The 10,964-nt window shown below is 45.8% G+C and carries 11 protein-coding genes; 5 read left to right on the top strand and 6 right to left on the bottom strand.

Annotated elements, in window-relative coordinates:
* Positions 1-97 precede the first annotated feature (97 nt).
* Positions 98-535: a helix-turn-helix domain-containing protein gene (locus tag QUB10_RS28030; RefSeq protein WP_333206484.1), complete on the bottom strand. Its 438-nt coding sequence runs from the start codon at positions 533-535 to the stop codon at positions 98-100.
* Between the two features lie 918 nt (positions 536-1,453).
* Between QUB10_RS28030 and QUB10_RS28025 the strand changes: the two genes are divergently transcribed.
* The 5 genes from QUB10_RS28025 to QUB10_RS28005 all read left to right on the top strand — a co-directional run bounded on the left by QUB10_RS28025 (position 1,454) and on the right by QUB10_RS28005 (position 4,784).
* On the top strand, positions 1,454-1,588 hold the full coding sequence (locus QUB10_RS28025; protein WP_333206483.1) for a hypothetical protein: 135 nt from the start codon (positions 1,454-1,456) through the stop codon (positions 1,586-1,588).
* Between the two features lie 36 nt (positions 1,589-1,624).
* Positions 1,625-2,269 carry a pentapeptide repeat-containing protein gene (locus QUB10_RS28020; RefSeq protein ID WP_333084313.1) on the top strand — a complete coding sequence of 215 codons (645 nt, stop codon included), beginning with the start codon at positions 1,625-1,627 and terminating at the stop codon, positions 2,267-2,269.
* 164 nt (positions 2,270-2,433) lie between these two features.
* On the top strand, positions 2,434-2,787 hold the full coding sequence (locus tag QUB10_RS28015; RefSeq protein WP_333206481.1) for a transposase: 354 nt from the start codon (positions 2,434-2,436) through the stop codon (positions 2,785-2,787).
* A gap of 83 nt (positions 2,788-2,870) precedes the next feature.
* The gene (locus tag QUB10_RS28010) at positions 2,871-3,764 is read left to right on the top strand and encodes a transposase (RefSeq protein WP_333206480.1); all 894 of its coding nucleotides are present in this window, start codon (positions 2,871-2,873) and stop codon (positions 3,762-3,764) included.
* A 243-nt stretch (positions 3,765-4,007) separates the two neighbouring features.
* A complete protein-coding gene (locus QUB10_RS28005; protein ID WP_333206479.1) occupies positions 4,008-4,784 on the top strand; it encodes a pentapeptide repeat-containing protein in 777 nt (258 codons plus the stop codon).
* A 147-nt stretch (positions 4,785-4,931) separates the two neighbouring features.
* On the opposite strand, the gene QUB10_RS28000 is transcribed toward QUB10_RS28005, so the two are convergent.
* The 5 genes from QUB10_RS28000 to pyrH all read right to left on the bottom strand — a co-directional run bounded on the left by QUB10_RS28000 (position 4,932) and on the right by pyrH (position 10,871).
* Complete coding sequence (locus QUB10_RS28000) at positions 4,932-7,928, bottom strand: GAF domain-containing protein (protein ID WP_333206478.1); 2,997 nt, start codon at positions 7,926-7,928, stop codon at positions 4,932-4,934.
* A gap of 373 nt (positions 7,929-8,301) precedes the next feature.
* Positions 8,302-8,754 (bottom strand): NADAR family protein, encoded by a 453-nt coding sequence (locus QUB10_RS27995; protein ID WP_333206477.1) that lies wholly within the window; start codon positions 8,752-8,754, stop codon positions 8,302-8,304.
* Positions 8,755-9,129: 375 nt separating this feature from the next.
* Positions 9,130-9,429 carry a hypothetical protein gene (locus tag QUB10_RS27990; RefSeq protein WP_333206476.1) on the bottom strand — a complete coding sequence of 100 codons (300 nt, stop codon included), beginning with the start codon at positions 9,427-9,429 and terminating at the stop codon, positions 9,130-9,132.
* A 178-nt stretch (positions 9,430-9,607) separates the two neighbouring features.
* On the bottom strand, positions 9,608-10,156 hold the full coding sequence (gene frr / locus QUB10_RS27985; protein WP_333206474.1) for a ribosome recycling factor: 549 nt from the start codon (positions 10,154-10,156) through the stop codon (positions 9,608-9,610).
* Positions 10,143-10,871, bottom strand: coding sequence for a UMP kinase (gene pyrH, locus QUB10_RS27980; RefSeq protein WP_333076369.1), 729 nt, complete (start codon positions 10,869-10,871; stop codon positions 10,143-10,145). Before pyrH ends, frr begins: the two co-directional genes overlap by 14 nt.
* Between the last annotated feature and the right edge of the window lie 93 nt (positions 10,872-10,964).

Genomic DNA, 10,964 nt, shown 5'->3' with positions numbered 1-10,964 from the left:
CCGTCCAAAAAGGACGGGCGGGACGCCCATCCCACAATAACAATTAAAATTGTAAGTTATTTAATTCGCGCTCCTTAATTCGACGTGTATGAACAGTCTAGACTTTCGTCAGCTTGGCTTTTAGGTGATATCTGACTGTTGCATAAACCGCTTTATAGGAAGCCTCAATGCTGTATTCCTGCTGCAACCACTCTTGAATCTCTCCATAGCTTTTAAAGCCTTCCTGGGGGTCGCTGAGGCGCATTGCCAAACTAGCGCGGGCCACAGGAGGAATGGCCGGCTTACGGCCGCCGCTGTGCTTTGTTTCGAGGAGTCCTTCGAGTCCGTCAGCTCGGTACTTTCTGAGCCACCGCTGCACTGTAATTCGATTTACCCCGATGGTCATTGCCAATTCTTTAACTGTCTTAACATGACAAATTTTGAACAGGTAAAGTGCTTGAATTTTTTGAAAGCCGCTTGCCGTTTTTTGTTCAGTTAACAGGTTTTTTAGTTCTTCACTTGTCTCTGTGATGCTAAGTTTACATACTCCAGCCATATCAATTACCTCACGATTCGCGTTCTACAATACCTTTGTTTGACAAGGGAGCAAAAGCTGCTCCTATCCTAAATGCTGACCTTTTGTTTGCCCTGAAGCAATACAAAAGCGATCGTTCTCATTCAACTTTTTCCTTCCTGGATGCACTCAGATGCTCAGAAACCTGATTATTTTAACCTAGAGCAAGGTTGCAACGATTTTTTTGGGTAAAACACCCGGTTTCTGGGTCAGTTTTGTATTTGATGGACAAGCGTCATTGCTAATACTGATAGCCGTTAACCGATCGACTCTAAGATTAGCGGCAATAGGTGACTCTTAAGGAATACCATTTATTCTTTTATTGTTAAACATCTATCATGGTTTTCCTGGTATCTCTTGGTAATTTGTGCGAACGTATGGGCGCTTTTTAGTCATTAGGTGCTAGCAAACAGGCGAATGTCTGTACACCAGCGATCGCATTTTTATACAGACATTCCCCTAGTCCCCGAAGTGCATTTCTGGCTTTCGCTGTGCGAGAAATATTGATACATCAGCACTCTCATTACCCGGAGCGGGTAGCGCCGAGTGACGTTGCAACCGACTTTCACAGCAAGCGGGCAAGTATCCGTGAAACTACTGGCTTTATCGCCAATTGAGTAAAACACGACGAGGGTGGCATTGTCAATTTCTCAGCATTACAGTATAAGTATCGGCTATTTTTGCCCGCCTGCTGTGATCGAAAGCGGAGTTCCTATGTGATCCTACTAGCATTTTTTTGTGATCCTGGTCACATTGCTACTCAGTAAGCTCAACTACCCATAAAAAGTTATGGGTTGGATCGGAGTTTCCACGTAGAATCTTTGGGATTTAGTTAGGAAGTGCGATCGAACTTGTTGTTAAAATTTTTAAAGATAAATTTTTAACCAAAGGGAAAAGAGAATGCAGCTTTGTCCTTCACCCTCACCAAACGATCTAATTTATACTCAAAGCTTGCAGATTGAGGGAAGTTTCAGGCTGGGTGTGAATATTTCAGAATCTAAAATAGCAGAACATCCGGTGCAACCAGTTGGCTGACAGTATTCTTCATTTAAAAGGTGTAGAGAAGCCACAATGAACGTTGACGAACTGCTCAAGCTATACGCAATAGGAGAAAGAAATTTTAGCGGGGTCTACCTGCACGAGGTCTACCTCTACGAAGCAGAATTGATTGGAGCCAACCTGTATGAAGCCGACCTGATTGGAGCCAATCTCAGCAAAGCCAAACTTAACAGAGTCAACTTTGGCAAAGCCAATTTGTGCAAGATTAATTTGAGCAAAGCAGACTTAGGTGGAGCCGACCTCACAGAAGCACTTTTACTTGAAGCTAACCTGAATCGAGCTGAGTTGATGGGAGCAAATCTCAGCAAAGCAGACTTGAGCGGAGCTTCTCTGATCCAAGCAACTTTAATTGGAGCCAACATATCTCGCGCAACACTCAGCCGTGCAGACTTGCACGGAGTAAATCTTTACGGAGTAAACTTGCGTAGGGCGGTGCTCACAGAATGCGATTTAATTGGCGCGAACTTGAGCAAAGTAGACCTTAGCGGAGCTGACTTAATGGGGGCGAGTCTAATTAGGGCAGACTTGACTGAAGCGATTTTAAGTGCGTCAGACTTAAGCGGAGCAAACCTGTTGGGAGCCAACCTTACAAAAGTTAATCTGAGCGGAGTATATCTTAAGGGTACAACGATGCCCGACGGCACGATTCACGACTAATTTATTTGTTAATTTTTATGGTTGCCGAGAACAGCGGCTAAAGGGTAATGAGGTTTTCATAGACAATCCTCGTTGGAAACCCTGCGTCTTTAGACCAGGGAGGAAAACGGATAGGCAGGATTCATCCTGCCATTTCGCTGTATACTTATCACAGTAGCGAAAAGATGGTTATGTACCTGGCCCAGAAGAACCAAGTGCGAGAACTCAATAAGTCCGAGTTTTTGGCTCTCAAGGAATTGTGCCGACTGAGTAAGAACCTCTACAACCTTGGGCTTTACACAGTTCGACAATACTTCTTTGAGGAACGCAAGCACCTGCGCTACGAGTCCAACTACCACCAGTGTAAGGTTAACGAGAACTACCAGTTGCTGAACACTGATATTGCTCAACAGACACTCAAGGTAGTAGACCGAACATTCAAAAGCTTCTACGGATTGATTAGTGCAAGTAGTGAGGAAGCTACCAACAGCGAGTTAAGCTTCCTCACTACTTGCCAAAAGACGGCTACTTCTTGCTGATAATCCCTTGCGGGTGGTCTACCCGTAAGGACAAGACAAAAGTACCGAGACTGGTCATCAAAGACGGCAAGTTTCGGATACCCATGTCCAATCAGTTCAAGAAACAGTTTGGGGAAGTCTGGCTCAACTTTCCCGACCGCATTGACTACGAATCCCTCAAAGAGATTCGCATTCACCCCAAATACAACGGTCGATACTTCGAGGTTGAATTTATCAACGAAGTAGAACCAGAACCCGTAGAAGTCAATCCCAGTAGTGCGATTAGCATTGATTTGGGAGTAGACAACCTTGCTGCTTGTGTTGATACCAATGGGGCATCCTTCCTTGTGGATGGCAAACCAATTAAATCGATTAACCAGTGGTACAACAAACGCAATGCTTGTCTGCAATCCATCAAGGATAAGCAGGGAATTAAAGGTATTACCAACCAGCAAGTAAAGCTGGTGGCAAGGCGCAATAATCAGGTGAGAGATTACCTGAACAAGGCAGCACGGTTTATAGTCAACCACTGCATTGATAACCAGATTGCACAACTGATTGTTGGTTATAATCCTGGAATCAAACAGGAAATCAACATCGGAAAGTGCAACAACCAGAACTTTGTACAAATCCCGTTTCATTCTTTGCGTTCTAAGTTGAGAGCGCTGTGTGAGCGATACGGATTGGTTTACACCGAACAGGAAGAGTCGTATACCAGCAAGGCAAGTGCTATCGATGGTGATGAAGTACCTGTTTACAATGCCGACAATCCTAAGAATTACCAGTTCTCTGGTAAACGAATTAAGCGAGGATTGTATCGGACAAAAGAGGAACATCTGGTTAACAGTGACTTGAATGGTTCAGCAAATATCGGAAGAAAAAGTAAGCACAATGGCTTTGCCGGAGTGTCTAGGGGGTCATTGACTGCCCCAAGAAGGATTAATCTTCTGAAACTAGAGAGAAAATGTGAAGAAGCGCGGATTTATCCCGTTTCGTAACATCCTCTTAGAATCCCATCGGCTTTAGCCAGGGGAGGGTCAATACCCTAATTTATTGGCAGCGAAATCTTTATTTGAAACTCAGGTAAGGCCGAGAACTTCAATGTAGGGTGCTGATGGCGCACAGAACTCCTACATAAGGCAAGTCAAAAGATTTGTTGGGTGAACTTGTGTTATGGTGATTTTCAATTGCTTGGATAAAAGCTATTTTAGATTTAATATTTTGGATTTGGGACGGTTAAAATGAAACTCAGAATCCTCGCTGCTGCAACGCTGCTGAGCGCGATCGCCCCGATCGCTCCTGCCGCCGCCGAGAACATCCAACACACGCAACAATTACTAGCCACCCGACAGTGCCCCAACTGCGACCTCAGCAGTGCTGGCTTGGTTTTAGCCAACCTAACCGGAGCCAATCTCAAAGGTGCTGACTTGAGATTGGCTAACCTCAGTCGAGCCAACCTCACCGGGGCTGACCTCAGCGGTGCCAACCTCAGCGGCACCAGCCTGTTTGGCGTCAACCTGACGGGGGCGAACCTCACCGGTGCCAACCTCAGCGGTGCTGACTTGAGAAGTGCCTATCTCAGCGACGCCAATTTGCTCAACGCCAATTTAACTAACGCGCAACTGCTCGGAGTTAGAGGAATGCCAACCAATATCGGCACCGCTGAAGACTTCTACCGGTTGGGAGTGCTGGAAGCTCAAGCAGGAAACTACAGAAACGCCATTGATTATTACAATCAAGCCCTGAATCTGAAATCGGATTTAGCAGCCGTTTATTTTGCGCGCAGTATGTCTCGCGCTGACTTGGGAGAGTTCGCCGGTGCGGCTCAAGATGCTGCAATAGCAAACAAACTCTTTGCAGATCAAGGAAATCCCCAAGGTGAGGAGTTGTCAAAGCAGTTAGGCGAAGCCATTGTGGCGCGCCAAAAGCCTACGGAGCCCCGCACTTCCAGCCGCGGCGACTTTATGAGTCTTCTCGGTTCGATCGGTTCTGTTCTGGTGAAGCTAATCTTGCCTTGACCAAGAATTTCTTGATGCTACCCGCCACGTGATTTATCCGTGGAATCAATCCAAAATCGAAAATCGAAAATCCTCCAGCCCCCGCATTTATTCGTGGGGTCGCCTCTAAAATCTAAAATCTAAAATCTAAAATCGATTGACGGTTGCCTAATTCAGCGGAATCTCGATCCAGAACTCTGTACCATGACCGGGTACAGAAACACATTTAAGTACGCCTTGGTGTTTCTCAACTACAATTTGGTAACTGATAGACAATCCTAAACCCGTGCCCCGACCTACGGGTTTAGTAGTAAAAAACGGATTAAATATGTGAGAGATTAACTCTTTGGGGATGCCGTGACCATTGTCGGCAATGCAAATTCCTACCGTTTTTTCATCGATTAATTCAGTGCGAATCCGAATGCAAGGGGATGGGAAATCAGGAATCAAACACTCGGTGGTTGCCTTTATATCTCCTGACTCGATAGGCCGTATTTGGGAGCTTAAATGCGTCGCCGCTGCACTTGTCGCTTTAAAGGGAAGATTCATAACTCGCTCTTTTTTTCCCATTTCTAGGGCGTCAAGGGAATTACCGATCAGATTCATAAATACCTGATTGAGCGAGCTGGCATAGCATTCTACTAAGGGCAAATTGGCGTATTCTTTAATAATTTCTACGGTTTTGTGCTCAGAATTGGCTTTGATCCGGTGCTGCAAAATTAACAGGGTACTGTCGATGCCCTCGTGAATGTCAACGGCTTTTTTCTCGGCTTGATCGCTCCTGGAAAAATTACGCAAAGATACAACTAACTGGCGGATGCGCTCAACTCCGACTGTCATGGAACCCAAAATTTTTGGCAAATCTTCGGCAAGAAATTCGATGTCGATTGCTTCGGAACACTCGCTAATTTCTGGGTTGGGATTGGGGTAGTGCTGGCGGTAGAGTTCCACCAAGCAGAGTAAATCTTTGGTGTATTCGCTGGCGTGGGACAGATTGCCGTAGATAAAGTTAACGGGGTTATTGATTTCGTGGGCGACTCCGGCCAGAAGTTGTCCGAGACTGGACATTTTTTCGGTTTGAATCAGTTGGGCTTGGGTATTGTGCAATTCTGTGAGGGTTTTAGCTAGCTGTTCGGCTTTTAATCGATCGGCAGTTGCTGCATTGAGACTTTCTTGATAAAGTTCTGCTTGGTGAATGGCGATCGCAGCTTGAGCCGCTAAATGTTGCACCAATTCCTGTTCTGCTGTGTGCCAAACTCTCGGTCCCGAACACTCATGGGCAATCAGCAACCCCCACAATTGGGAATCTTTGCCTTTCATTGGCACAATTAAACTTCCTCTCACCTGCAACTCTTCCAAAAATTCGCGGTGACAGGGTGTTAAATCATGAGTATAAATATCATTAATTGCTCCCACCCCTCCGGCTCGATAAAAGCAGTCTGAGCCTTCGGGAAAGCATCCTTCTGGAGATTTGATACCTAAAATTGACCGCCACTGGCCGCAAACAGCTTCGACAACTACCTCGCCCTGTTTGTCTGCCGCAAATTGGTAGATTACCGTGCGATCGGTATCCAACAAAACTCTGACTTCTCGCACAATAGTTTGCAGTATGATTTTTAAATCTAAGGTGCTGCGAATCTGGTCTCTAACTCGCGTCAATACTTTGGCAAAGTCCAAGGATTTTTGCAATTGGGCGGTGCGTTCTTGAACTTGGCGCTCCAAGTTGGCATTCAGAGTTTGCACTTCTTTATAAAGAACGTACTGCCCAATTGCCGAACAAAATTGGCTGCCTATAGCTAAAGCTTGCTCGATCTCCTCCCACTTCCACTCTGGCGACTGACCTTTTTTTATTTCTCGCCAGGTTTCAAAGGATTGTCTGGGAAGGGTTTGTGCAGCGCTGCTGTCAAAGCGCCCCGCCCACATTTTTTCGGTATCAATTGCATTGCGAAAAATGGTCAAACAGCCGACTACTTGTTGTTTGTACTGGAGGGGAATTACCAGCAAACCCCTAATTTTAGTAGCTTGGAAAGCGGGAACTAAAACTCTAAATAGAGGTTCTTTGTATAAGTCTGTAATTATCGAAACTGGGAATTGCGAATTAGTAAAAATTGGAAATTCTTCGGTATTTTTGAATCCTTTGGTTAGCCATTCCTGCCAGAGGGGATGAGCTTCGATCGCCTTAACTTTTTCCCAGTTGGGAAGTGTCGGTTGTTCTCCTGTGGTGAACAGTTCAAAGGTAGCATCACTGTGGGCCGGGGCAATTGGCAATCCTCCTTCAATCTTGGGAGGGGATAACTTTTCACCGTTGATTTTCGGCTGGTTGAGATAGAGTCTGCCACCGCTGCCACCCAAAGCGGTGACGGTGGCTTCTAAACCCTGTTGCAGTTGAATGTTGACGTGACCATACAACAGGGCTGCTATGCGGCTCACGGTAGCTTCGCGGGCGGCTTGAGAGCGGGTTTGCTGGAGGAGGAGCGCGTGGGCTATAGCGCTAGACAATTGATCTGATACGAGCTGAACTACTTCTAAATCTGCTGGTGAAATATTGAGGGGCGCACAGTGGTGAGACACTAAAAGTCCCCACAGTTCGATGTGAATTTTTTGATTATTTCCTGGCTCGTATCGAGTCAGACACGTCGCGGCCTGGCAGATATCTGTTTTGCTGTTTTCCGAGACGATCCGGCGGTGGACAATCGGCACGACTAAGGAAGATTGCACTCCCATTGCCATCAGGTAAGCGGTGTGGCAAGGATCGAGCGATCGGTAGTGCATCTCCTCTTTTATTAAGGGTTGACCGGTGTCTGCTGCATCGAGGGGACTCAGGACGATCGTCCCGGAGTTAACATCTATTATTGTCCGCTGGCGCAAAGTGAGATACATCTCCCTGGCGCTGGCGGGAATGTCGTCTGCTGGAAAGTGCAGTCCTTTCAAGGAAGGGAGATGGTTGTTATTAATTGACTCAGCAACAACTTCTCCACTGCCGTCGGTACTAAACCTGTAAATCATAATGCGATCTGTTTTCAAAAAAGACCGCACTTCTGCTACCGTACTGGTTAAAATATCTTCTAATTCTAGAGATTGGCGAATGCGTTCTGTTATCCGCCGTATCAAAACTTCTCTGTCTAGTTTATAATGTAATTCTTGCGTATTTTCTCTGAGTTGCATAAATCTCCTTTTGTACTTATACAATGATAATAAGAAGTTTTGATGTGCTGTGGGATCGTTCAAACTCAAATGCCTCACCCTGAGTTTTTGACTCAACCGATCTGTACAATTAATCCGTCGCGCACTTGTCAGAGACGACGGTGTATCGCCTCCGGTGGGCTGGGGCAAGTCAAATCTGCGATCGCGCCAGTTTAATCCTTGCCTTCAACAGGCAGAGCGACTTAAGCAAATAATAATTATTATTTTAATGCTCTTATAAATTTCTCGCAATCTTAAAATCTCAGTAGGAGAATTATTTATTGTTAGGATAACTTGACATTTGTTGTATAACTTCATATAATAATGATAATTAACGAAAGAATTTGAGTTTATATCAGCGCCCCTGGCCCTGACTAATTTCTTGGCGCACGCTCATCAGAATTTTACCCAAATGATTTTGACCGGTTCGGTCGCAGCCACATCCCCAGTAGTAATCCGTTGGCGAATCCTCGACAATCAATCGATCCCCTGTGGCAAGAAGAATAGCTTGAATGTCTGTATGAGTGAGAAACTTAGTTAAAACTGCTTCGCGCATAATGGGAATTTTCACGGCTTCCCAATCAGCGCGAATCCGGTGGTTGGGATCGCGACCTAATTTAGCGGCTTCTTGAGGAGTTGCTACGGCTTGAATCGCCGCCACTAATCTTTGATCGGTGCTGACAAATTTTTGGGCTTGATAGTAATGTTCCACCGTCAACCAATATTGACCGTGCAGAGAAATGTCGTGTAGTGAAAAATTAGAAAAGCAGCCATAAGGCTCCTCTACTTTATAAAAATAAATTATCATTCGATTTGAGATTTTATATTTTACAGGATTTAGGTAGAATGTAATTATTCAGGCTGGTCCTAAAGCGCTTTACCGCGCTCTTAGTAACGTTTCAAACCGCTTTTTGCCTCCAATAGTATTTGAGATTGATTCTATGAGCAGCGCGGGGCTTGTATAAAAAAACCTCGCATCGACTTTATTTAATTTAAAATAGCATTTACGCTTTTGAACCGAGTTTCTTGGAATTAATCGGGTTGGGGAACGAAAAATCTAGGAATCAACTGGCTTTCTGAGGAATAGTGCGTAATTCCTATTTTTAAGTTAACGAGTAAGAATTTGAGTTCAAGAATAAGTAATGGGGATTTAAGAATATGTATTATTCCCTCTTCCTTCATTCTATAACGGCATGAGCTTTTGAAAAGCGCGGTTAGCGATATCGGCATAACGCGGTTCGCCACACAAAATTTTGCTCATCAACTGAGTAGTCATCGGCAATTTGACGCCCGCTCTGTAAGCAGATCCTGTAAACTGATAGAAGGCTCTGGCCCAGCGACTAGCCCAAAGCATATCAGTGTTGCATTCTTGGGCGATCGATTGAGTGTACGGCTGCCGAGGCGTCGTCGGCATCTCCAAGAGCTCGATCGATCGCCTCAGCAGCCTTAAATCCGCTAACAATGGCAGGACGAATTCCTTCACCGGACAACTGGTAATGGGTGATTGGTCATGGGACAGGAGGAATTGGTAAGTTAATGAGTGTTAAATCTTGAGTTTTTAACTCACAACTCACAACTCATCCATCGTCTGCACGTTGTTAGCGGCCGCATCTCGGCAATCTCACAACTATTCCTATTCCCCATGCCCAATTTCCCATTCCCTAAACAGTTGTGATATCTTTCTCTTTCGCTGCCAGAACTTCTTCTATTTTGGCAATGTACTTGTCCGTCAGCTTTTGAATTTTATCTTGCAAGTCGCGGGATTCATCTTTAGAGATATCGCTGCTTTTTTCCTGCTTGCGAATCGAGTCAACGGCATCGCGGCGGATATTGCGAATTGCAACTTTACCTTCTTCAGCAAACTTACTGGCCATTTTGACAAATTCTTGGCGTCTGTCGCTCGTCAGCGGCGGAATGTTCAAGCGAATAACTGAACCGTCGTTGTTGGGCACGAGTCCTACATCCGACAGGGAAATTGCTTTTTCGATCGAGGTGAGTGCTGTGCGATCGAACGGTTGAATGTTGATCGTAGTCGCATCCGGCGTGCCGATGTTGGCAAGGGATTTGATCGGAGTTGGAGAACCGTAGTAGTCTACCATGACTCGATCGAGGAGAGAGGCGTTGGCGCGTCCCGTCCGAATAGTATTAAAAGACCGTTGAGTAGCCTCAACTGCCTTTTGCATATGATCTTCTGCTTCAGCTAACTTCACAAAAACCTCCGACAAGAGTTCCAATAGATTCTCCCATTACAGCTCGGTAGATGTTGCCCGACACCGAGAGGTCAAATACCATAATAGGAATATTATTTTCTTTGCAAAGGGCGATCGCCGTACTGTCCATCACCCGCAAATCTTGATTCAAGACGTGGGCATAGGTGAGGGTTTGATACCTGCGCGCGTTGGGGTTGAGGTGGGGGTCGGAATCGTACACCCCATCTACCTTAGTAGCTTTAAAAATCACCTCTGCATCAATTTCAGCCGCCCGCAAAGCGGCTGTAGTATCAGTAGTAAAAAAAGGGTTGCCAGAACCGGCACCAAAAATCACTACTCGTTTTTTTTCGAGGTGGCGAATCGCCCGCCGCCGGATGTAGGGTTCAGCTACTTCTTGCATGGCGATCGCCGATTGCACCCTCGTTGGCACTCCTGCTTGTTCAAGGGCATCCTGCAAAGTGATAGCATTCATCACCGTAGCAATCATGCCCACATAATCAGCCGTTGCCCGATCCATCCCTGCCGAAGCAGCTTTCACCCCGCGAAAAATGTTGCCACCACCGACAACAATCGCGATTTGAATGCCTTGGGACACGACTTTGGCCACTTCCTGGGCGATCGACTGAACCACTATCGGATCGATGCCGTAGCCCAAGCTGCCCATCAGCGCTTCACCGCTGAGCTTCAGCAAAACTCGCTGATATACCATCCCCATGTCGCCACTATTTTTTACTCTTTTTGCCTCCACCATAAGATAGCAGTATGGGTGCATTTTGAACATCAATTGCCCGGAACAACATCCTGATTG

This window comes from Microcoleus sp. B5-D4, from assembly GCF_036705145.1.
Lineage (GTDB): Bacteria > Cyanobacteriota > Cyanobacteriia > Cyanobacteriales > Microcoleaceae > Microcoleus.
Note: the sequence above shows the minus strand (reverse complement) of the source record. Positions and strands in the feature narration are given on the sequence as shown.